General features: G+C 68.3%; 19 protein-coding genes and 4 tRNA genes. 12 read left to right on the top strand and 11 right to left on the bottom strand.

Annotation, left to right across the window (positions count from 1 at the left end):
* Positions 1–29: 29 nt before the first annotated feature.
* The 3 genes from CVH10_RS12350 to CVH10_RS12340 all read left to right on the top strand — a co-directional run bounded on the left by CVH10_RS12350 (position 30) and on the right by CVH10_RS12340 (position 1,348).
* Entirely contained in the window at positions 30–968 is a 939-nt protein-coding gene (locus CVH10_RS12350; protein WP_106488836.1) for a choline ABC transporter substrate-binding protein, read from the top strand.
* Positions 969–1,060: 92 nt separating this feature from the next.
* Positions 1,061–1,137, top strand: a tRNA-Met gene (locus CVH10_RS12345).
* Between the two features lie 135 nt (positions 1,138–1,272).
* Positions 1,273–1,348: transfer RNA gene (locus tag CVH10_RS12340), tRNA-Asn, on the top strand.
* Positions 1,349–1,543: 195 nt separating this feature from the next.
* On the opposite strand, the gene CVH10_RS12335 is transcribed toward CVH10_RS12340, so the two are convergent.
* Positions 1,544–3,598, bottom strand: a complete 2,055-nt coding sequence (locus CVH10_RS12335; protein ID WP_035597076.1) for a carboxy terminal-processing peptidase — start codon at positions 3,596–3,598, stop codon at positions 1,544–1,546.
* A gap of 137 nt (positions 3,599–3,735) precedes the next feature.
* Here CVH10_RS12335 and CVH10_RS12330 point away from each other — a divergent pair, with 137 nt between their 5' ends.
* Positions 3,736–5,034, top strand: coding sequence for a M18 family aminopeptidase (locus CVH10_RS12330; RefSeq protein WP_106488835.1), 1,299 nt, complete (start codon positions 3,736–3,738; stop codon positions 5,032–5,034).
* A gap of 108 nt (positions 5,035–5,142) precedes the next feature.
* Here CVH10_RS12330 and CVH10_RS12325 read toward each other — a convergent pair.
* The 9 genes from CVH10_RS12325 to CVH10_RS12285 all read right to left on the bottom strand — a co-directional run bounded on the left by CVH10_RS12325 (position 5,143) and on the right by CVH10_RS12285 (position 12,361).
* Positions 5,143–5,219 (bottom strand) — tRNA-Met (locus CVH10_RS12325).
* A gap of 56 nt (positions 5,220–5,275) precedes the next feature.
* Positions 5,276–6,367, bottom strand: coding sequence for a redox-regulated ATPase YchF (ychF, locus tag CVH10_RS12320; RefSeq protein WP_035597802.1), 1,092 nt, complete (start codon positions 6,365–6,367; stop codon positions 5,276–5,278).
* A gap of 94 nt (positions 6,368–6,461) precedes the next feature.
* Entirely contained in the window at positions 6,462–7,046 is a 585-nt protein-coding gene (gene pth / locus CVH10_RS12315) for an aminoacyl-tRNA hydrolase (RefSeq protein WP_035597805.1), read from the bottom strand.
* Positions 7,047–7,200: 154 nt separating this feature from the next.
* Complete coding sequence (locus CVH10_RS12310; protein ID WP_035597807.1) at positions 7,201–7,869, bottom strand: 50S ribosomal protein L25/general stress protein Ctc; 669 nt, start codon at positions 7,867–7,869, stop codon at positions 7,201–7,203.
* A gap of 121 nt (positions 7,870–7,990) precedes the next feature.
* A complete protein-coding gene (locus CVH10_RS12305; RefSeq protein WP_173834965.1) occupies positions 7,991–8,932 on the bottom strand; it encodes a ribose-phosphate pyrophosphokinase in 942 nt (313 codons plus the stop codon).
* Between the two features lie 61 nt (positions 8,933–8,993).
* Positions 8,994–9,068: transfer RNA gene (locus CVH10_RS12300), tRNA-Gln, on the bottom strand.
* 50 nt (positions 9,069–9,118) lie between these two features.
* Positions 9,119–9,976 (bottom strand): 4-(cytidine 5'-diphospho)-2-C-methyl-D-erythritol kinase, encoded by an 858-nt coding sequence (gene ispE, locus CVH10_RS12295; protein ID WP_035597813.1) that lies wholly within the window; start codon positions 9,974–9,976, stop codon positions 9,119–9,121.
* Positions 9,969–10,589 (bottom strand): lipoprotein insertase outer membrane protein LolB, encoded by a 621-nt coding sequence (gene lolB, locus CVH10_RS12290; RefSeq protein ID WP_035597815.1) that lies wholly within the window; start codon positions 10,587–10,589, stop codon positions 9,969–9,971. The genes ispE and lolB overlap by 8 nt, the downstream gene beginning before the upstream one ends.
* Positions 10,590–10,618: 29 nt before the next feature.
* Positions 10,619–12,361 carry a tetratricopeptide repeat protein gene (locus tag CVH10_RS12285; protein WP_106488834.1) on the bottom strand — a complete coding sequence of 581 codons (1,743 nt, stop codon included), beginning with the start codon at positions 12,359–12,361 and terminating at the stop codon, positions 10,619–10,621.
* Between the two features lie 236 nt (positions 12,362–12,597).
* On the opposite strand from CVH10_RS12285, the gene hemA reads away from it, so the two are divergent.
* From hemA to CVH10_RS12260, 5 genes are all read left to right on the top strand, one after another.
* Entirely contained in the window at positions 12,598–13,866 is a 1,269-nt protein-coding gene (gene hemA / locus CVH10_RS12280) for a glutamyl-tRNA reductase (protein WP_035597820.1), read from the top strand.
* A 10-nt stretch (positions 13,867–13,876) separates the two neighbouring features.
* Positions 13,877–14,968, top strand: coding sequence for a peptide chain release factor 1 (gene prfA, locus CVH10_RS12275; RefSeq protein ID WP_035597824.1), 1,092 nt, complete (start codon positions 13,877–13,879; stop codon positions 14,966–14,968).
* Complete coding sequence (gene prmC, locus CVH10_RS12270) at positions 14,968–15,810, top strand: peptide chain release factor N(5)-glutamine methyltransferase (RefSeq protein WP_106488833.1); 843 nt, start codon at positions 14,968–14,970, stop codon at positions 15,808–15,810. The genes prfA and prmC overlap by 1 nt, the downstream gene beginning before the upstream one ends.
* A gap of 230 nt (positions 15,811–16,040) precedes the next feature.
* Positions 16,041–16,541, top strand: a complete 501-nt coding sequence (locus CVH10_RS12265) for an Lrp/AsnC ligand binding domain-containing protein (RefSeq protein WP_016854482.1) — start codon at positions 16,041–16,043, stop codon at positions 16,539–16,541.
* Positions 16,542–16,546: 5 nt separating this feature from the next.
* On the top strand, positions 16,547–17,293 hold the full coding sequence (locus CVH10_RS12260) for a molybdopterin-synthase adenylyltransferase MoeB (protein ID WP_106488832.1): 747 nt from the start codon (positions 16,547–16,549) through the stop codon (positions 17,291–17,293).
* Positions 17,294–17,350: 57 nt separating this feature from the next.
* On the opposite strand, the gene CVH10_RS12255 is transcribed toward CVH10_RS12260, so the two are convergent.
* Positions 17,351–17,962: a helix-turn-helix domain-containing protein gene (locus tag CVH10_RS12255; protein ID WP_369335794.1), complete on the bottom strand. Its 612-nt coding sequence runs from the start codon at positions 17,960–17,962 to the stop codon at positions 17,351–17,353.
* Positions 17,963–18,118: 156 nt separating this feature from the next.
* Between CVH10_RS12255 and tdh the strand changes: the two genes are divergently transcribed.
* From tdh to CVH10_RS25330, 3 genes are all read left to right on the top strand, one after another.
* Entirely contained in the window at positions 18,119–19,144 is a 1,026-nt protein-coding gene (gene tdh / locus CVH10_RS12250; protein WP_106488831.1) for an L-threonine 3-dehydrogenase, read from the top strand.
* Between the two features lie 99 nt (positions 19,145–19,243).
* Positions 19,244–20,449 carry a glycine C-acetyltransferase gene (gene kbl / locus CVH10_RS12245; RefSeq protein ID WP_106488830.1) on the top strand — a complete coding sequence of 402 codons (1,206 nt, stop codon included), beginning with the start codon at positions 19,244–19,246 and terminating at the stop codon, positions 20,447–20,449.
* A 79-nt stretch (positions 20,450–20,528) separates the two neighbouring features.
* Positions 20,529–20,813 carry a hypothetical protein gene (locus CVH10_RS25330; RefSeq protein WP_146142932.1) on the top strand — a complete coding sequence of 95 codons (285 nt, stop codon included), beginning with the start codon at positions 20,529–20,531 and terminating at the stop codon, positions 20,811–20,813.
* Positions 20,814–20,896 lie beyond the last annotated feature (83 nt).

Raw genomic sequence — 20,896 nt, 5'->3', positions numbered from 1 at the left:
ACGCGTGATCCACGCAAGGGAGCGATGCAATGAACAAGATGACCATGGGCCTGGCCACCACCGCGCTGGCGCTTTCCGCCTCGCCGCTGATGGCCGCCGAAGAGGGCTGCCAGCCCGTCCGCTTCGCCGAAGTGGGTTGGACCGACATCACCGCGACCACGGCCCTGACCACCGAGGTGATCGAGGCGCTCGGCTACGATACCCGGATCGATACCGTCTCGGTGCCCATCGCCTATTCCGGCATGAAGAACGGCGATTTCGATGTCTTTCTCGGCAACTGGATGCCGTCCATGGCGTCGATCAGCGACCCCTACGTCGAGCGGGGCCAGGTCGACCGCTTGGGCGCCAACCTGGAGGGGGCCAAGTACACCCTGGCGGTGCCTCAGTACGTTCATGACGCCGGCGTCACCTCGGTGGCCGACCTGAACGACCACGCCGACCGCTTCGAGGCCACGCTGCACGGCATCGAGGCCGGCAACGACGGCAACCTGCTGATCCAGGACATGATCGACGACGATGCCTTCGGCCTGGGCGACTGGCGGCTGGTGGACTCCAGCGAGGCGGGCATGCTGGCCGAGCTGCGTGCGCGTGAGCCCAACGAGCAGTGGATGGTGTTCCTCGGCTGGGAGCCGCATCCCATGAACACCAACTTCGACATCGCCTATCTGGAAGGCGCCGACGACTACTTCGGCCCCAACCTGGGCGGTGCCACCGTGTACACCAATACCCGTGCCGGCTACGCCGAGGCCTGCCCCAACGTCGGGGCACTGCTGAACAATCTCTCCTTCACCCTGGAGATGGAGAACCAGCTGATGGGCGAGATCATGGACGAGGGCACCGATCCGCGCGATGCCGCCCGGGACTATCTCCAGGCGCATCCCGACGTGCTCGAGGGCTGGCTCGATGGCGTGACCACCGCCGACGGCGAGCCGGGGCTGCCGGCGGTCGAGAAGGCGCTGTCCCTCTGATGCTGCCTGTCGCATGGCGGGCTTGCCTTGGGGCGGGCCGCCGTGCATAATCTGCATCCGTCGTCGGGGGCATCCATTCCGAGACGAAAAATGGCTACGTAGCTCAGCTGGTTAGAGCACATCACTCATAATGATGGGGTCCCCTGTTCGAATCAGGGCGTAGCCACCAGGACAGCATGAGACGCCCGCCCGGCACATCGCCCGGCGGGCGTCTTGCTTTCCGGAGGTGCGAGCGGCGAGTGACGGTTTTGGCCCTTGACGTTCACAAGCGGATCCGTATACTACGCACCGTGCTCGAGGCCATTCCCCGATAGCTCAGTTGGTAGAGCAAATGACTGTTAATCATTGGGTCACAGGTTCGAGTCCTGTTCGGGGAGCCAATGCTTGTTATCCAGCCGTCTCCGCTGACTCCCTGAATTCCCCGTTCTGACGTCTTTCCCGATGTCATCGTGATGCTACCGGCCTCCTGCCGGCATTCGTCGTGTCTGTCCGTTTCGTTCGCGTGATGTGTTCCGTGCCAAACGGCGACGCCGGGCGCAGGGCCCGGCGTCGTGCGTGGCGAGGGTGGGAAGGGCTCAGTCGCCGTAGTCGGCGAGCCGCAGGCCGTGGTCGAGACGGGCGTAGTCGAGCAGGATCTCGGCGCTCTCCATCACCTGGGCGCGATCGATCGGCTCGGCCTGTTCGGTATCCTCGTCGCGGGCGTCCGTCCACTCCTCCAGCGGCTCCAGGCCCAGGGCCTCACGGCGCTGGTTCTCCAGGGCCAGCTGTTCGGCCTCCTGGGCCTCGGCCTCGCGCTGACGCTGTTCGCGATTGAGGCTGACGCTGGTGTGCTGCTCGCGCAGCCGCTCGGCGAGCTCGGCCTCGCGCTCCAGGTAGTGGAAGTTGGGGTGCAGGTCGGCACGCTGTTGATGCCGTTGGCGAAGGGTCTCCAGATAGCGCTCCGGCTGGCCGTAGCGGCGGTACTGGACCTTGCGCACCTGATCCCAGGCCAGGGCGTTGTCGAGGCTGCTCTCGCCGATGAGCTCCGGGTCGATCAGGCTCGGGAAGCTGATGTCGGGCGTGACGCCGCGATGCTGGGTGCTCTCGCCGGAGATGCGGTAGAACTTGGCGCGGGTCAGCTTGAGCTGGCCGTGGTTGAGTTCGTCGAGGGTCTGCACGGTGCCCTTGCCGAAGGTGTCGCCGCCGACCACCAGGCCGCGCCCGTAATCCTGAATGGCGCCGGCGAAGATTTCCGAGGCCGAGGCCGAGAGCCGGTTGACCAGCACCGCCAGCGGACCGTCGTAGAGGGTGCCGCTGTCGGTATCGCCGTAGAGGCTGATGCGGCCCTGGGCGTCGCGCACCTGAACGGTGGGGCCGCGATCGATGAACAGGCCGATCAGCGAGTTGGCCTCCTGAAGGGCGCCGCCCCCGTTGTTGCGCAGGTCGAGCACGATGCCTTCCACGTTCTCGTCCTTGAGCCGTTCGACTTCCTTGGCCACGTCGCGGGTGGTGCTGCGGTAGTCCGGCTCGCCGGCCTGCCAGGCATCGAAGTCGACGTAGAAGGCCGGCACCTCGATGACGCCCAGGCGATGCATGCCGTCCTCGCGCTCGACCTCGATGACCTCGCTCTGGGCGGCCTGGTCCTCGAGCTTGACGGTGTCGCGGGTGATCTCGACCACCTTGGAACGGGTGGTATCGACGGCCTGGGCGGGCACCACGTCGAGGCGCACCACCGAGCCCTTGGGGCCGCGGATCATGTCGACCACGTCGTCGAGGCGCATGCCGACCACGTTGACCACCTCCTCGTCTTCCTGGCCGACGCCGATGATGCGATCGGCGGGCTTGAGCACGCCGGCTTTCTCGGCGGGGCCGCCGGGCACCAGGCTCGCGACCTTGACGTACTCGCCATCGGCCTGGAGCAGGGCGCCGATGCCTTCCAGGGACAGGCGCATCTGGATGTCGAAGGACTCGCTCTGGCGCGGCGACAGGTACTCGCTGTGCGGGTCGATGCTGCCGGTCACGGCGGCCATCATCAGGCCGAAGACGTCCTCGGCGTTGGCCTGGCGCAGGCGGTTCAGCTGGTTCTCGTAGCGATCGTGGAGGGTTTCTTCGACCTCTTCCGGGCTCTGGTCGCTGAGCGACAGCGTCAGGGCGGCATTCTGCAGGCGCTTCTGCCACAGCTCGTCCAGCGATGCGGTGCGGCGGGGCCAGGGGGCGTCCTTGCGATCCAGGACCATCCGCTGGTTGCCGTCGAAGTCGAAGTCGAGGCCTGCATCGACGCGCTCGAGCAGCCACTCCAGGCGTGCTTCGGCGCGCTCGTGGTAGCGCTGGTAGAGCGCGTAGGGGCGGTCGAGATCGCCGTCGAGGACGGCATCGTCCATGGCGGTCGACAGGTCCGCGAACTCGTCGACGTCATCGGCGAGCAGGTAGGCCCGCTGGCCGTCGAGCAGTTCCAGATAGCGCTCGAAGGCCTGCTTCGACCACTCGTCGTCGAAGCGGATATCCGCGTAGTGGCCGTAGCGCAGCGATTCGGCCACCTCCACGGCGGCCTCGCGCTGGGCGTCGGTGGCGGTGATCGCCGCCTGGGCCGGGACGCTGCCCAGCAGCAGGGCCAGGGCCGCGGCACGACCCAGGGTCACAAACAGGCTCATCGATGAAGCACTCCCGGATTCATGTACACTCTAGCGTCCAGACCGTGATTCGGCTCACGAGTTGCACGGACAGAACCGCCATTGTAGCAGCTCGGTCGAGTCCCATGCCCCCAAGATGCGACACCGAGAGGAGTCCCATGCCCCAGGATGCCCCGCTCGAGCGACTGCTCGACTTCCTGCGCCGTTCGCCCACGCCCTGGCACGCCACGGCCAACATGGCCGAGCGCCTCGAGGCCGAAGGCTTCCGGCGCCTCGACGAGACACAGGCCTGGCAGCTGACGCCCGGCGAGCGGGTCTACGTGACGCGCAACGAATCCTCGATCATTGCCCTGCAGCTGCCGAGCGAACCGCTCACGGCGCTGCGCATGATCGGCGCCCACACCGACAGTCCCGGACTGCGCCTCAAGCCTCATGCGCCGCAGACCGCCGCCGGCTGGCTGCAGCTCGGCGTCGAGGTGTACGGCGGGGCGCTGCTGGCGCCCTGGTACGACCGCGATCTGGGGCTCGCCGGCCGGGTTCACGTGCGTCATCCCGACGGCCGCCTGGAAGGCGTGCTGCTCAACGTCGATCGCGCCGTGGCGATCATTCCGAGCCTGGCGATCCACCTTGACCGCGAGGCCAACAGCGGCCGGGCGATCAATGCCCAGACCCAGATGGCGCCGGTCTTCCTTCAGGGCGGCGAGTCGGCCGATCTGGATCGTCTGCTGCGAACCTGGCTGGCGGCCGAACATGACCTCGGCGATGTGGAGATCGTCGACTTCGAGCTCGGCTTCCACGACATGCAGCCGCCGGCCCGGGTCGGCGTGGAAGGCGAGCTGATCGCCTCGGCGCGGCTCGACAACCTGCTGTCGTGCTTCATCGGCCTTGAGGCCCTCCTCGATTCAGACGGGACGCAGGGGGCGGTGCTGGTGGCCAACGATCACGAGGAAGTGGGCAGCGCCAGCGCCTGCGGCGCCCAGGGGCCCTTCCTGGGCGACGTGCTGCGGCGGGTCAGTGCCCAGCTGGGTGACGGCAGCGAGGAAGAATTCATCCGTCTGATTCAGGCCTCGCGGATGATCTCCTGCGACAATGCCCACGCCTTGCACCCGAACTTCCTCGACAAGCACGACGCCGCTCACGGTCCGGCGCTCAACGAGGGGCCGGTGATCAAGGTCAACGCCAATCAGCGCTACGCCACCAACAGCGCCACCGCGGCGCTGTTCCGCACGCTGTGCCAGGAGGCCGAGGTGCCGGTGCAGACCTTCGTGACCCGTGCCGACATGGGCTGCGGCAGCACCATTGGTCCGATCACCGCCACCGAGCTCGGCGTGCCGACCCTGGACGTGGGCGTGCCCCAGTGGGCCATGCACTCGATCCGCGAGACCGCGGGCGCCAGGGATGTGGCGCACCTGACCCGGGTGCTGACCGCCTTCCTGAATCGCCGCGAGCTGCCCTGAGGCCCCGTGACCGCCGGCGCCTTCGGGCGCCGGTGGGAGGGTGGTCGGCCAAGCCGGCTCACCAACGAAAAAAGCCCGCCTGGCGAACCAGGCGGGCTTTTCGATATCTGGTGGCTACGCCCTGACTCGAACAGGGGACCCCATCATTATGAGTGATGTGCTCTAACCAACTGAGCTACGTAGCCGGACAACGAGGGCATATAATACGGATAAGGCCCCGTATCGTCAACTATTTTTTGTCTCAGACGTTGAAGCGGAAGTGCACCACGTCGCCGTCCTTGAGCACGTAGTCCTTGCCTTCCAGGCGCCACTTACCGGCGTCCTTGGCGCCCTGCTCGCCGCCCAGCGAGACGAAGTCGTCGTAGGCGATCACTTCGGCGCGGATGAAGCCCTTCTGGAAGTCGGTGTGGATCACGCCGGCGCCCTCGGGGGCGGTGGCACCGATCTTGACGGTCCAGGCGCGGACTTCCTTCACGCCGGCGGTGAAGTAGGTCTGCAGGCCCAGCAGTTCGTAGCCGGCGCGAATCACGCGGTCCAGGCCGGGCTCTTCCATGCCCATCTCGTCGAGGAACATGGCGCGCTCCTCGTCGTCGAGCTCGGCGATCTCGGCCTCGATCTGGTTGCACACTGGGACCACGACGGCGCCTTCCTCGGCGGCGATCTGCTTGACCACCTCGAGGTAGGGGTTGTCGTCGAAGCCGTCCTCGTTGACGTTGGCGATGTACATGGTCGGCTTGAGGGTCAGGAAGCCGAAGCTCTTGAGCTGCTGCTTCTCGTCGTCGTCGAGGCCGAAGCTGCGCAGCGGCTGGCCCTCGGCCAGGTGCGGCTGGATGCGGTCGAGGATCGCCTTGGTGGCGATGGCTTCCTTGTCGCCGCCCTTGACCACGCGCACCAGGCGCTGGATGGCGCGGTCGACGGTGTCCAGGTCGGCCAGGGCCAGCTCGAGGTTGATGGTCTCGATGTCGGCGCGCGGATCGACCTCGTTGGCCACGTGGATGACGTTGTCGTTATCGAAGCAGCGCACCACGTGGGCGATGGCCTGGGTCTCGCGGATGTTGGCCAGGAACTGGTTGCCGAGGCCCTCGCCCTTGGAGGCGCCCGCCACCAGTCCGGCGATGTCGACGAACTCCATGGTGGTGGGGATGGTCTTCTCGGGCTTCACGATCTCCGCCAGCCGGTCGAGGCGCGGGTCCGGCATCGGCACGATGCCGACGTTGGGCTCGATGGTGCAGAAGGGGAAGTTCTCGGCGTCGATGCCCGACTTGGTCAGGGCATTGAAGAGGGTGGACTTGCCGACGTTGGGCAGGCCGACGATACCGCAGTTGAAACCCATGGGATCTTCCTGGAAAGAGAGTTCGAGGCGTGTGATTGGCCAGTATTCTACGAGATAACGGTGCGGCTGTAAGCCGGCACCCTTCGGGCAATGCCTAGGGCTTGAAGCTGTGCAGCCGCTGCATGGCCTTCGTCCAGTCGCCGCTCACGGCCTGGGGCAGGGTGGCCAGGCACTCGTCGATGGCGGCATCGATGGCGCCGCGCTCGGCCTTGCCGGGGCGCCCCAGCACGTAGTTGGTCACCTGGCGGGCGTCGCCGGGGTGGCCGATGCCGATGCGCAGGCGATGGAAGCCCTTGTCGTTGCCCAGGGCCTGGATGATGTCGCGCAGTCCGTTGTGGCCGCCGTGGCCGCCGCCGGTCTTGTAGCGGGCGGTGCCGGGATCCAGGTCGAGCTCGTCGTGGGCCACCAGCAGCTCGTCGGGGGCGAGCTTGAAGAACTTCGCCATCGCCGCCACGGCGCCGCCGCTGCGATTCATGAAGGTGGTGGGCTCGAGCAGGTGCAGCTCCTGCCCGTCGAGATGGATGCGGGCGTAGCGGCCGAGGAACTTCTTCTCCGCGCGCAGTTCGCCGCCGGCCCGTCGCAGCAGGGCCTCCAGCAGCCAGGCCCCGGCGTTGTGGCGGGTGGCCTCGTACTCGGCGCCGGGGTTGGCCAGTCCGATGATGGCTTTGACCTGACTCATCTTCACTGCCTCCAAACAGTCATCCGGAACGGTGTGGCGCGGCTCCGCGTGGGGCTTGCAGCGGCTGGCGGGCCACAAAAAAAATCAAGCGCCGGAGCGCTTGATCGGAAGGACGCGGGCCGCGCCGATGGCGCGGCCCTGAACAGTGCCGGACTTACTCGGCGCTGTCCTCGCCTTCGGCGGACTCGCCCTTGTCGGCCTGGCCTTCTTCGGCCTCTTCGCCTTCCTCGGCCTCGCTGCTGACCTTGGCGGCGGTGATGCTCAGGATGGCCTGGTCATGGTCTTCGCCGTGAGACAGCTCGACCGAGGTGACGCCGGCCGGCAGGCTCAGGTCGGAGAGGTGCAGGGTGGTACCCAGGGCGACGTCGGCGACGTCGATTTCCAGGTAGTCCGGCAGGTCCTTCGGCAGGCAGCTCACTTCGACCTCGTTGGCCAGGACGTGCAGTTCGCCGTCCTGGTCCTTGATGCTCGGCGCGGTCTCGGCGTTCACCACGTGCAGCGGCACGCGCATGGTGATGGCGTGAGTCGCGTCGACGCGCATGAAGTCGGCGTGGGTCACCAGCGGCTTGTACGGGTGACGCTGCAGGTCGCGGACCACGACCTGGTGCGGCTTGCCGTCCAGCTCGAGGTTGATCACGGACGCGAAGAACGCCTCGTCCTCGAGCGCCTTGTAGAAGGCGGTCTTGTCGACGGCGATCGGCTGCGGGGCCTGCTCACCACCGTAGATGATGGCCGGCACCTGCTCGTTCGCACGACGCAGGCGGCGGCTCGCACCTTTCCCCAGGTCGTTGCGGACGTTGGCTGTGAGAGTGTATTCGGACATGATGTTGCCTCTTGATAGAAAGTGAGGAAACCACCGGTGCCCGCGACCAGGCTGACGGTGGTTCCCATCGCCCCGGCGAACCGGGGAGCGTTATCCGCGCGATGCGCTGACGACGGTGTCGTCAGTGGAACATGGCGCTGACGGATTCCTCGTTGCTGACCCGGCGGATCGCCTCGGCGATGAGGCCGGCCACGCTCAGCTGGCGGATCTTGCCGCTGCGGCGTGCGGTTTCGGTCAGCGGGATGGTGTCGGTGACGACCAGTTCGTCGAGCACCGAGCCGGTGATGTTGTCGACGGCCGGGCCGGACAGGATCGGGTGAGTGGCGTAGGCCACCACGCGGCGGGCGCCGTGTTCCTTGAGCGCCTCGCCGGCCTTGCACAGGGTGCCGGCGGTATCGATCATGTCGTCGACCACCACGCAGGTGCGGTCCTGGATATCGCCGATGATGTGCATCACCTGGGCCTGGTTGGCCTGGGGGCGACGCTTGTCGATGATCGCCAGGTCGGCGTTGAGCTGCTTGGCGATGGCACGGGCGCGAACCACGCCGCCCACGTCGGGCGAGACCACCACCAGGTCGTCGTAGTTCTGGCGCTCGATGTCGTCGAGCAGGATCGGCGAGCCGTAGACGTTGTCCACCGGCACGTCGAAGAAGCCCTGGATCTGGTCGGCATGGAGATCCATGGTCATGACGCGGTCGACGCCGGCCTTGACCATGATGTCGGCGACCAGCTTGGCCGAGATCGGCACGCGGGCGGAGCGGACGCGACGGTCCTGACGGGCATAGCCGAAGTAGGGCACCACGGCGGTGACACGCGTGGCGGAGGCCCGGCGCAGGGCGTCCACCATCAGCACCATTTCCATCAGGTTGTCGTTGGTCGGGGCACAGGTGGGCTGCAGGACGAAAACGTCCTTGCCGCGCACGTTCTCGTTGATCTCGACCGCAACTTCGCCGTCACTGAACTGGCCGACCGTTGCGTTGCCGAGCCGGGTATCCAGGCTCTCGGCAACCTTCTGGGCGAGTTCGGGATTGGCGTTCCCGGCGAAAACCATCAATTTAGACACGCGCAGCCACCTTTGCAGTGTTGGGTCATCAGGGTTTGGGTCGGATGTTCGGGAAGGGATATGGCTGGGGTAGCAGGATTCGAACCTGCGCATGCCGATACCAAAAACCGGTGCCTTACCGCTTGGCTATACCCCAGCAACCTTTGCCGTACCGGATCGATGCATGATGCTGCCATGGCCTGGCGATCATCGATCCAGTGCATCATGGAGAGGAGAGCGATTCAGCCCTTGGGCCTTGAAGGATGTCCAGCGGCCGGAGATGTCGTCCAGCAGCGCCGTGGCATCGGCTTCATGGTCCAAACGGGCGAATACACAGGCGCCGGTGCCGGTCAGCATGGCCGGTGCCCTGTCGCTCAACCAGTCGAGCGCACCCGCGACCTCGGGATACAGTTCCCGGACCGTGAGCTCGCAGTCGTTGCGCCAGCTCGCCGTTCCCCCCTGAAGTGCGCGCGCCATAGTAATGGGAGGCGTGCCTCGTGTCAATTCCGGCGCCTGGAACACGGCCGGCGTGGAGACGCTCACGCCGGGATGGACGACCACGAACCAGGGGGTGTCGAGCGCCACCGGCGTCAGGCGTTCGCCGATGCCCTCGGCCCAGGCGGCATGGCCGCGCACGAACACCGGGACATCGGCGCCCAGGCGCAGCCCCAGTTCGGCCAGCACCTCTATAGAGAGGTGGAGCCCCCACAGACGGTTCAGACCGAGCAGGGCGGTGGCGGCATCGCTGCTGCCGCCGCCGAGGCCGCCGCCCATGGGCAGGCGCTTGTCGAGGTGGATGTCGGCGCCCTGGCGGCTGCCGGTGGCCTCGCGCAGCGCCGCGGCGGCGCGCAGGATCAGGTTGTCCGCCGGCGCGACGCCGGACAGCGTCGGCGTCAGGCGCAGCTCGCCGTCGTCGCGCGGGGCCAGGGTCAGGGTGTCGCCGTGGTCGAGGAACTGGAACAGCGTCTGCAGCTCGTGGTAGCCATCGGGGCGCCGGCCGGTGATATGCAGCATCCGGTTGAGCTTGGCCGGCGCCGGCAGGATCAGGCGGCCGGCGTCAGACATCGGTGGTCTCCGGCTGCCAGCGAGTCACCACCAGGGTGACGTTGAGGTCGCCGTACTGCATCTTCATGCGGCGCGGCAGCCACAGGTCCTCGACGCGCATCCAGTCCTGATAGTCGATGGTCCAGCCGTCCTGCTCCAGACGCTCCGGAAAGCCGCGCGCATCGCGGCTCATCCGATGGGGGCTGTCGTCGGCGGGCAGGCCACGCACCCAGTCGCCGAGCGCGGCCACCGGCAGCGACCAGCCGAGCTGCTGGTTCATCAGTGCCTCGGGGCTCTCGGCCTCGAAGCGGCCTTCGCCGGTGGTCAACGACACGCGACCCTCGCGGCCTTCCAGCACGCTGCGGCCGCTGCCGAAGGGGCCGCTGAGCAGCATGCGGAAATGGTAGGGGGTCTGGTTCCAGTCGAGATTGGCGCTGGTGCTGTCCTCGGGGGTGCGCAGGCCGGCCTTGCCGGTCAGCTCCCAGGTCTGCATGGCCTCGAGGCGCACTTTCTGGGCCTGCCAGTCATCGGCGGCACGAGGCGCCTCGGGTGCCTGGCCTCGGGTAGCGCAGCCGCCGATCAGCAGCAGGGTGAGGGCCAGGCTTGGCAGCAGGGAGCGGATGGGGCGTCGCATGATCGGGATTCCTTCTCCGTCGCGGGGCGTCAGGGGGCGAGCGCGGGCAGGCGCTCGAGCAGCTCGTCGATTCGGGGGCGCGGCGAGAAGCGTTCCACGGCGGTGGCGGTCAGTGCCCGGGCCCGCTCGCGTTCGCCGGCCATCCACAGCACCTCGATCAGGTGGGCGGCGATCTCCTGGTCGGGCATGGCGGCCCAGGCGCGTTCCAGCCACGGCAGGGCGGCCTCGATGTTGCCGAGGCGATAGGCGACCCAGCCGCGGCTGTCGAGGATCGCCGGGTTGTTCGGCTCGAGCTCCAAGGCGCGATCGATCAGTCGGCGGGCTTCCTTCAGTCGTCCTTCTATATTCTCGTCGGCCAGGGTGTAGCCCAGGGCGTTGAGGGCGTTGGCGTTGTCCGGGTCGCGCTCGAAGATGGCGCGCAGGTCGCGTTCCATGGCCACCAGGTCGCCGTCGGCATAGGCCCGCATGGCACGCTGGTAACGCAGCCGGGCGTCGTCGGGATGGCTCGCGAGGTAGCTGTCGAGCAGGGCGTCGGCCTGGGCGTGGGCGCCGGCCTCGTCGAGCAGCTCGACCTCCAGGCCGGTGAGCGGGGAGGCCTCGCCGGGATGCGCCAGGCGTTCGTTGCGCAGGAAGGTGCGCGCGTCGACCAGCCGGTCGTCCTCGATCAGCATGCGGGCGGCGCTGAGCCGGGCGAGCAGGAAGCTGTCGCCCTCGGGGACCTGGCGGTAATAGAGGAGGGCGTTGTCCACCTCGCCCTGCTGTTCGGCAATGCTGCCGAGCAGCAGGAAGGCCAGCACGGGCGTGTCGTCGTCCTCGAGCATCGGCAGCAGCAGGCGCCGGGCCGGCTGCGGATGCGCCTCCTCGAGATAGAGGCGCGCCAGGGCCAGGCGCAGCGATGGCCGATCGCCGCGGTCCTCGAGCAGCGCATCGGTGCTGGCCTCGGCGGCGTCGAGCCGGCCGAGGCGGATCTGGGCCCGGGCCAGCAGCAGCTGCAGGCGTGCGTCGTCCGGTGATATCTCGAGGCCGCGCCGGGCGGCGGCCGCGGCGCGTTCGGGGGCGTCCATCTCCAGTGCCAGGGCGGCATCGATGCGTTGGACGGCAGGCTCCTGCGGATATTCGGCGCTCAGCCGATCGAGGCGGTGCCGGGCCGAGATCGTCTGGCCCGCGCTGGCCTCCAGCAGCGCCAGGCTCAGTGCGCGGTCGACCGAGGCGCCCGTCGCTGCGCTGTCTTGTCGCAGGCGTTGCAGCAGCGGCTCGGCCGGTGTGCCGGCGTCCAGGGCGCCTTCCACGAAACGCAGCAGCTCGGCGTCCTCATTCCCGTCCAGCAGCGCCAGGCGTTGTTCCAGGGCGCTGGTCCAGTCGCCCCGCTGCACGGCCAGGCTGGAGAGCAGCCGGGCCGGGGCGTCGCTCGCGGGATCCAGCGAGCGCCAGCGGCGGGCGGCTTCCTCGAGCAGCGCCGGGTCGTCGTCGAAGCGGGCCGCCAGGGTGGCGCGCTCGGCGAGCTCGGGAGCCTGATAGCGTTCGGCGGTGGCCAGGTAGCCGCGGGTGGCGCGACGATAGTCGCCGCGCTGGCCGGCGATCTCCGCCACCAGCAGCGTCGACAGGCCTTCGGCGTCGAGACCCCGGGTGACCGGTGGGGCATCGGCCAATGGATCCTGCGGCGGCGGGGCCGACACGGCGGACAGGCTCTGGCAGCCGCCGAGCGCCAGGGCCAGGCCGATGACGGCGAGGGGGCGGCGACGGAACAGCGTCGTGGGGAATCCTCGGGGCATGCCGGTCTCGTGGTGTCGGGCGAGTCGTCAGCATAACGGCTTGATCGCGTGGGGCAAAGGCGCAATGGAAGAGGGGGCGCGGCGCGCCGATGGTCTGCGTCGATGCCCCCGATAGTGCCGGCGGGCGCCGTGCGGCCATGGGCTGTGATAGAATGTGGCGCCGTGGAGTGGCAGGCGCGCGCTCGCCGCGCCGCCCTCGATACCGCCGAAACTCGATCGCGAAGACGCCGACACGCATGACGCTTCTTGCCCTGGGAATCAACCATCGGACCGCCGCCGTCGAGGTGCGCGAGCAGGTCGCCTTCACGCCTGCGCAGCTCGAGACCGCGCTGACCGAACTGCGTGGCCTGCCCGAAGTGCAGGAGGCCGCGGTGCTGTCCACCTGCAATCGCACCGAGCTGTACTGCGTCACCGGCGAGTCGGGGGAGCGCGCGGTCCTCGACTGGCTGGGCCGCTTCCACGGCCTCGCCGTCGAGGAGCTGACCCGCTGCGCCTACCACTATATGGACGACGAGGCCGCCCGCCACCTGATGCGGGTGGCCGTCGGCCTCGACTCCATGGTGCTCGGTGAGCCGCAGATTCTCGGCCAGCTCAAGGAGGCCTATCAGGTCGCGCGCCAGGCCCGCGGCATGGGCGGCGAGCTGGAGAGCCTCTTCCAGCAGACCTTCGCCGTGGCCAAGCGGGTGCGCACCGAGACCGGCATCGGCCGCAATCCGGTCTCCGTGGCCTATGCGGCCGTTAGCCTGGCCAGCCGCATCTTCGATGACTTCTCGCGCTCGCCGGCCCTGCTGATCGGCGCCGGCGAGACCATCGAGCTGGTGGCGCGCCACCTCCACGAGGCCGGTGTGCGCCACCTGACGGTGGCCAACCGCACCCGCGAACGGGCCGAGCAGCTGGCCGCACCGCTGGGCGGCCAGGCCATCACCCTCGACGAGATTCCCGAGGCGCTGATCGAGGCGGACATCGTGATCTCCTCCACCGCCGCGCCGCTGCCGATTCTCGGCAAGGGCATGATGGAGCGGGCGCTCAAGAAGCGCCGCCACCGGCCGGTGTTCATGGTCGACATCGCCGTGCCCCGCGACATCGAGCCCGAGGTCGGCGAGCTCTCCGACGTCTTCCTCTATACGGTCGACGACCTGGAGGAGGTGATCGAGGAGAATCGCCGCCACCGCCAGGTGGCCGCCGACGAGGCCGAATCGCTGATCGAGCACGGCGTGGGCTGCTGGCAGCACGATCGCCGGCTGCGCAGCGGCGGCGAGCTGATCCGCGACGTGCGCGCCCGGGGCGAGACCCTGCGCGACGAGGCCCGCGACCAGGCCCTGGCGCGCCTGGCGCGCGGCGAGAACCCCGAGGAGGTGGTGGCGCGGTTGGCCCACCAGCTCACCAACCGTCTGCTGCATCGTCCCACCGTGGCCCTGCGCGAGGCGGCTGCCGACGAACAGCGCGAGCTGCTGGAAGCGGCCGCGTCACTGCTGCTCGACGACTCTTCCGACACTTCCCGATAGGACATCCTTGATGAAAGCTTCCCTGCGTCAGCGTCTCGACGCCTTTGCCGAGCGCTTCGAGGAGCTCGCCGCCCTGCTGGCGGACCCCGAGGTGATCACCGACCAGGCCCGCTTCCGCGACTACTCCCGCGAATACACCGAGCTCGAGCCTCTGGTGGAAGCCTGGCGCGAGCATCGCGGCGTGGAAGGCGACATCGCGGCCGCCGAGGCCATGGCCGACGACGCCGACGCCGAGATGCGCGAGCTGGCCGAGATGGAGCGCGAGGAAGGCCGGGAGCGGCTGGTCGAGCTCGAGGCGCGCCTCAAGCAGCTGCTGATCCCCCGCGACCCGGACGATGCCGGCAACGTCTTCCTCGAGGTTCGCGCCGGCACCGGCGGCGACGAGGCGGCGCTGTTCGCCGGCGACCTGTTCCGCATGTATTCCCGCTACGCCGAGCAGCACGGCTGGAAGGTCGAGGTGGTCAGCGCCAGCCACGGCGACATGGGCGGCTACAAGGAGATCATCTCGCGCATCAAGGGCGAGGGCGTCTACGGGCGGCTCAAGTTCGAGTCCGGCGCCCACCGGGTGCAGCGCGTGCCGGCCACCGAGTCCCAGGGGCGCATCCATACCTCGGCCTGCACCGTGGCGGTGATGCCCGAGGCCGATGAGGTCGGTGACGTCGACATCAACCAGAACGATCTGCGCGTCGACACCTTTCGCTCCAGCGGCGCCGGCGGCCAGCACGTCAACACCACCGACTCCGCGATCCGCATCACCCACCTGCCCACCGGGGTGGTGGTGGAATGTCAGGAGGAGCGCAGCCAGCACAAGAACCGCGCCAAGGCCATGTCGCTGCTGGCCGCCCGCCTCAAGCAGGCCGCCCAGGACAGCCAGCGCCAGCAGCAGGCCGACGAGCGTCGCTCGCTGGTGGGCTCGGGCGATCGCAGCGAGCGCATCCGCACCTACAACTTCCCCCAGGGCCGGGTGACCGACCACCGCATCAACCTGACCCTCTACAAGCTCGGCGAGGTGATCGGCGGCGAGCAGCTCGACGAGGTGATCGAGCCGCTGATCCAGGAGCACCAGGCCGACCAGCTCGCCGCCCTGCAGCAGGAGGCCTGATGCGCCTCGACCTGCTGCTGGCCCGGGCCGCCCAGCGGCTGCTGAACGCCGGCTCGCCGAGCGCAAGGCTCGACGCCGAGGTGCTGCTGTGCCACGTGCTCGAGGTCGATCGCACCTGGCTCTACACCTGGGGCGACCGCGAGGCCGACGCCGAGACCGAGGCGCGTTTCGAGGCGCTGGTCGCCGAGCGTGAGGCCGGTCATCCGGTCGCGCATCTGACCGGCGAGCGCGAGTTCTGGGGCCTGCGGCTCGCCACCTCGCCGGCCACCCTGATTCCGCGCCCGGACACCGAGACCCTGGTGGAGGCGGCGCTGGCGGTGGCCGGCGCCAGCGGCCGGCTGCTCGATCTCGGCACCGGCACCGGCGCGGTGGCTCTGGCCTTCGCCAGCGAGCGGCCGGGCTGGGCGGTGACCGGCGTCGACCTGCGCCCCGAGGCAGTGGCCCTGGCGCGGGACAACGCCGCCCGCCACGGCCTCGGCAACGCCCGCTTCCTGGTCAGCGACTGGTTTGCGGCGCTGGACGAGGAGGGCGGTGACGCGCGCTTCGAGCTGATCGTCTCCAACCCGCCCTACATCGCCGACGACGATCCGCACCTCGCCCGCGGTGACGTGCGCTTCGAACCGCGCAGCGCCCTGGTGGCCGCCGATGACGGCCTGGCCGACCTGCGCCATCTGGTCGAGGCGGCGCGCGACCATCTGGCCCTCGGCGGCTGGCTGATGCTGGAACACGGTGCCGGCCAGGCCGCGGCGGTGTGCGAGGCCCTGGCCGCAGCCGGCTATCGCGAGGTGTCGAGCCGCCGCGATCTCGGCGGGCACGAGCGGATCAGTCTAGGGCGGCGCTGAGCGGCCCCGGGCTTGCGTGGCGGCGCCGGTCGGCCGCCCGTGAGCGACATCCCGGGGCATCTTTCCGCCGCCGGGACTGGAGCCGATACCGGGCCTTGTGGTACACGTTGAAGCAGAAAAAAACGCCACTCACCGCCGGTTATTCATGTGTGAATCCCGAAAGCGCGCCGTTTGACGGTGGTTTTCAGTAGAAGATTCGGCGGTGGCCCGTTCGACGTGCCAGGACCACAATGAAAACCAAGACCCGTTCGCTCGACCGCATCGACCTCAAGATCCTGCGCTGCCTGCAGGACAATGCCCGCATCTCCTACGTCGACCTGGCCTCCCAGGTCGGCCTGTCCACCACGCCCTGCCTGGAGCGCGTCAAGCGCCTCGAGCGCGCCGGGGTGATCCGCGGCTACAAGGCCCTGCTCGACCCGCGGGCGCTGAAGGCCAACCTGCTGGTGTTCGTCGAGATCAGCCTGGAGACCCAGTCGCCCTCGGTGTTCGACGAGTTCCGCCGGGCGGTGGCCAAGCTGCCGCAGATCCAGGAATGTCATCTGGTGTCGGGGCAGTTCGACTACATCCTCAAGTGCCGGATTCCCGAGATGTCGGCCTATCGCCAGCTGCTCGGCGAAGTGGTGCTGACCCTGCCCGGGGTCAAGGAGTCCAAGAGCTACGTGGTGATGGAAGAGGTCAAGGAGGAGTTCTCCCTCCACGTGCCCGACATCGAGGAATTCGAGGACAAGTGAGCGCCATGAACGACGACGCGCTGCTGCGCTATAGCCGCCAGATCATGCTCGAGCAGGTCGACATCGCCGGCCAGGAGCGCCTGCTCGCCGGCCATGCCCTGGTGATCGGCGCCGGCGGGCTGGGGTCGCCGGTGGCGCTGTATCTGGCCGCGGCCGGCATGGGGCGGCTGACGCTGGCCGACGACGACGCGGTGGAGCTCTCCAACCTGCAGCGCCAGATCGCCCACGGCACCGCTGACCTGGGGCGTGCCAAGGCCGAGTCCGCGCGGGAGGCGGCGCTGGCGCTCAATCCCGACGCCGAGATTCGCGCCATCACCGAGCGCCTCGAGGGCGAGGCGCTGGCCGCGGCGGTGGCCGAGGCCGACGTGGTACTCGACTGCACCGACCGCTTCACGAGCCGCTACGCCATCAACGCCGCCTGCCGGGCCGCCGGCGTGCCGCTGGTCTCCGGGGCGGCGATCCGCTTCTCCGGCCAGCTCGCGGTGTTCGATCCGCGCGATGCCGAGAGCCCCTGCTATGCCTGCCTCTATCCGCCGGACGACGGCGGCGACGAGGCGTTGAGCTGCGCCGAGAGCGGCGTGGTGGCGCCGCTGGTCGGGCTGATCGGCAGCTTCCAGGCGCTCGAGGCGATCAAGCTGGTCGCCCACGCCGGGCAGGTGCACCAGGGGCTCTCCACCTTCGACGGCCTCCGCGGCCAGTGGCGTCATTTCCGCGTGCCGCGCGACCCCGCCTGCCCGGTCTGCGGCGGCTGATCTCGATCTCCCCGCGAGACGCCGCATCGGGCGCCTCCTGCCTGTCGATGCTTCAGGTCACTCGTAGGTCACCACCAGAAAGGCCAGCAGCTCGTCGTCGCTCTCGTTCTCGATGACGTGCTCCTGGTCGGCGTGATAGTGCGCCGAATCTCCCACCGCCAGCCGGCAGTCGCTGTCGCCCGCCACTACCCGGGCGCTGCCACTCGTGATGGTTAATAATTCCCGTGTGCCCTCGAAGTGCGGCGCGCTGCGCAGGCTCGCCCGCGGTGCGATGCGCAGCTCGTAGAACTCCACGTGCTTCTCGAGGTGTAGCGGCGAGAGGGTGCGGATGCGGCATTCCCGATCGTCGCGGAACAGGTGCGTGGCGTCGTCGCCGCGCACCACCTCGATGGTGGAGGCGGTCCAGGGCTGATCGACGAGATCGCCGATGCTGAGCCCGAAGGCCTGGGCGATGCGCAGCGTCACCGCCAGGGTCGGGTTGGCGCGGCCGCGCTCGATCTGGCTCAGCATCGAGCGGCTGACGCCGCAGGCCGAGGCCAGCTGATCCAGCGTCAGGCCGCGTCGCTTGCGCAGCTCGATGACGCGGTCGCAGAGCAGCTGGCCGCCCTGGGAGGGCGTTTTCGCCGGCGCCTCCAAGGGCGACGGCGCGTCGGGGGGCGTGGTGGTCACCGGGCACTCCTGGTGTTCAGTATGCTGGAATTTATTCTTGCATAGAGGATTTCGTCCACTATGCTGGAATTAATTCCTTCATGGTAATCATCCCGTCAGGGATTGCCAGCATGGAGGTCATTCAGGGAAGCCATTCACAACCGTCAGGAGACGCTCATGAAGGCGCTGGTCAAGCGGGAGGCGGCCCCCGGGCTCTGGCTCGAGGACGTGCCCGAGCCGGAAGTCGGCATCAACGACGTGCTGGTGCGGGTCAAGCGCACCGCCATCTGCGGCACCGATCTGCATATCTACAACTGGGATGCCTGGGCGCAGCAGACCATCCCGGTGCCGATGGTGGTCGGCCACGAGTTCGTCGGCGAGATCGTCGCGGTGGGCGACAACGTCAACGACTTCCATCCCGGCCAGATCGTCTCCGGCGAGGGGCACGTGGTGTGCGGGCGCTGCCGCAACTGCCTGGCGGGGCGCCGCCACCTGTGCGCCCATACCCGCGGCATCGGGGTCAATCGTCCCGGCGCCTTCGCCGAGTACGTGGCGCTGCCGATGTCCAACGTCTGGGAGCATCGCCCGGGCATCGACCTGGACGTGGCGGCGCTGTTCGACCCGCTCGGCAACGCCGTGCACACCGCCCTGCAGTTCGACGTGCTGGGCGAGGACGTGCTGATCACCGGCGCCGGTCCGATCGGCGCCATGGCCGCGGCGGTGTGCCGCCATGCCGGGGCGCGCCACGTGGTGGTCACCGACCTCAATCCGAACCGGCTGGCGCTGGCGGAGACGCTGGGCGCGACGCGTACCGTCAACGCCGCGGAGGAAAGCCTGGCCGACGTGCAGGCCGAGCTCGGCATGGCCGAGGGCTTCGACGTGGGGCTGGAGATGTCCGGCAGTCCGGCGGCCTTCAAGGATCTGCTGGCCAGCATGTGCCACGGCGGCAAGGTGGCGATGCTCGGCATTCCCACCGAGGAGACGGCCATCGACTGGAACACGGTGATCTTCAACATGCTGACCATCAAGGGCGTCTACGGCCGGGAGATGTACGAGACCTGGTACAAGATGTCGGTGCTGGTGGAATCGGGGATGGATATCTCGCCGGTGATCACCCACCGTCTGCCCTATACCGACTTCGAGCAGGGCTTCCAGGCCATGCTGGCCGGCGAGGCCAGCAAGGTGATTCTGGACTGGGAGTGAGAATGCCCGGCCGCGATGCGCGCCCGAGTCCGGGCGCACGGCGCGTGCCGACGCTTCGGGCACTGGTAACACTCAGCGTAAAATGAAGGGAAAGACACCATGTACGGCGACTTTCAGCGGCATCTGCGCGACGAGCTCGCGGCCATCGAGCAGGCCGGCCTGACCAAGCACGAACGCGAGCTGGCGACCCCTCAGGGCGCCCACGTGGGCGTGGCGAACGATGGTGAGGTATTGAACCTCTGCGCCAACAACTACCTGGGGCTGGCCCAGCACCCCGAGGTCCAGGCGGCCGCCAGGCAGGGGTTGGACGAGTGGGGCTACGGCCTGGCCTCGGTGCGCTTCATCTGCGGCACCCAGACCCTGCACAAGACCCTGGAGGCGAGGCTCAGCGAGTTCCTGGGCACCGAGGACACCATCCTCTATCCGTCCTGCTTCGACGCCAACGGCGGGCTGTTCGAGACCCTGCTGGGCCCCGAGGACGCGGTGATCTCCGACGAGCTCAACCACGCCAGCATCATCGACGGCGTGCGGCTGTGCAAGGCGAGCCGCTATCGCTACCGCAACAGCGACATGGCCGACCTGGAGGCCCAGCTCCAGGCCGCCGACGCCGCCGGCGCGCGCTTCAAGCTGATCACCACCGACGGCGTCTTCTCCATGGATGGCTATATCGCCAAGCTCGACGAGATCTGCGACCTGGCCGAGCGCTACGGCGCCCTGGTCCACGTCGACGACTGCCACGCCACCGGCTTCCTGGGGGAGGGCGGCCGCGGCAGCCACGAGTACCGCGGCTGCCTGGGACGGGTCGATATTCTCACCGGCACCCTGGGCAAGGCCCTGGGCGGGGCCAGCGGCGGCTACACCAGCGCCCGGCGCGAGATCGTCGAACTGCTGCGTCAGCGCTCGCGGCCCTACCTGTTCTCCAATACCGTGGCGCCGCCGGTGGTGGCCGGCGCGCTCAAGGCGCTGGAGCTGGCCGGCGAGTCTCGCGAACTGCGCGACCGGCTGCGCGACAACACCGCCTACTTCCGTCGCGGGCTCGAGGGCCTGGGCTTCGAGCTGCTCCCGGGCGAGCATCCCATCGTGCCGGTGATGCTGCACGATGCGGCCCTGGCGGCGCGTTTCGCCGACGAGATGCTGAAGGAAGGCATCTACGTGATCGCCTTTTCCTACCCGGTAGTGCCCAAGGGCCGCGCGCGCATCCGCACCCAGGTCTCGGCGGCGCTGACCCGCGAGGACCTGGACGCTGCCCTGGCCGCCTTCGGGCGGGTCAAGACCCGCCTGGAAGATGCCGCTCCGATGGCCTGATCCGCCTCGCCTCCAGGCGCCTCCCCGGAAGCGGAGGCGCTCGGCTTGCCCGGCCTCCGCGTCGTCGGAGGCTTTTTTCGTGGCGCTTGCCGCCACGCCCTTCACCGCGGAAAATCTTTCCGCCACCCGTTTTTTCGAAGTGCAACAAGGCTTTGGGTATCATGCCGGATGGCGTCACAGGGGAATGGTAGCGTTGGTCGACTTATTTCAACGCCGTGGAGGCGCCGGAAATAAAGTGTGCATGCGCGGGCGGGGGGATTTTTGCGGCGTTATTTTCTTGACGAAATTCCATCCTGTTTTTTTTAAAATATTGATTTTATTAATATTATTTTCAACGTTTAATATGCCGTTGTTGAATACTTGACATTCATGTGGCCGATGACGTCAGAATGGATGCCATGGGTCATGCGACGTCTCCTGAAACGTGAGCGACCTTTAGGTATGAAG

Source organism: Halomonas sp. ND22Bw, from assembly GCF_003011945.1.
Lineage (GTDB): Bacteria > Pseudomonadota > Gammaproteobacteria > Pseudomonadales > Halomonadaceae > Halomonas > Halomonas halophila.
Note: the sequence above shows the minus strand (reverse complement) of the source record. Positions and strands in the feature narration are given on the sequence as shown.

What these genes read in the sequence shown, in the direction of transcription:
- ychF (WP_035597802.1), bottom strand. Translation starts at nt 6,367, where the DNA reads ATGGGTTTCAACTGCGGTATCGTCGGCCTGCCCAACGTCGGCAAGTCC.
- hemA (WP_035597820.1), top strand. Translation starts at nt 12,598, where the DNA reads ATGACGCTTCTTGCCCTGGGAATCAACCATCGGACCGCCGCCGTCGAG.
- CVH10_RS12285 (WP_106488834.1), bottom strand. Translation starts at nt 12,361, where the DNA reads ATGCCCCGAGGATTCCCCACGACGCTGTTCCGTCGCCGCCCCCTCGCC.
- ispE (WP_035597813.1), bottom strand. Translation starts at nt 9,976, where the DNA reads ATGTCTGACGCCGGCCGCCTGATCCTGCCGGCGCCGGCCAAGCTCAAC.
- kbl (WP_106488830.1), top strand. Translation starts at nt 19,244, where the DNA reads ATGTACGGCGACTTTCAGCGGCATCTGCGCGACGAGCTCGCGGCCATC.
- lolB (WP_035597815.1), bottom strand. Translation starts at nt 10,589, where the DNA reads ATGCGACGCCCCATCCGCTCCCTGCTGCCAAGCCTGGCCCTCACCCTG.
- CVH10_RS12260 (WP_106488832.1), top strand. Translation starts at nt 16,547, where the DNA reads ATGAACGACGACGCGCTGCTGCGCTATAGCCGCCAGATCATGCTCGAG.
- tdh (WP_106488831.1), top strand. Translation starts at nt 18,119, where the DNA reads ATGAAGGCGCTGGTCAAGCGGGAGGCGGCCCCCGGGCTCTGGCTCGAG.
- prfA (WP_035597824.1), top strand. Translation starts at nt 13,877, where the DNA reads ATGAAAGCTTCCCTGCGTCAGCGTCTCGACGCCTTTGCCGAGCGCTTC.
- CVH10_RS12330 (WP_106488835.1), top strand. Translation starts at nt 3,736, where the DNA reads ATGCCCCAGGATGCCCCGCTCGAGCGACTGCTCGACTTCCTGCGCCGT.
- CVH10_RS12265 (WP_016854482.1), top strand. Translation starts at nt 16,041, where the DNA reads ATGAAAACCAAGACCCGTTCGCTCGACCGCATCGACCTCAAGATCCTG.
- CVH10_RS12350 (WP_106488836.1), top strand. Translation starts at nt 30, where the DNA reads ATGAACAAGATGACCATGGGCCTGGCCACCACCGCGCTGGCGCTTTCC.
- pth (WP_035597805.1), bottom strand. Translation starts at nt 7,046, where the DNA reads ATGAGTCAGGTCAAAGCCATCATCGGACTGGCCAACCCCGGCGCCGAG.
- CVH10_RS12335 (WP_035597076.1), bottom strand. Translation starts at nt 3,598, where the DNA reads ATGAGCCTGTTTGTGACCCTGGGTCGTGCCGCGGCCCTGGCCCTGCTG.
- CVH10_RS12310 (WP_035597807.1), bottom strand. Translation starts at nt 7,869, where the DNA reads ATGTCCGAATACACTCTCACAGCCAACGTCCGCAACGACCTGGGGAAA.
- prmC (WP_106488833.1), top strand. Translation starts at nt 14,968, where the DNA reads ATGCGCCTCGACCTGCTGCTGGCCCGGGCCGCCCAGCGGCTGCTGAAC.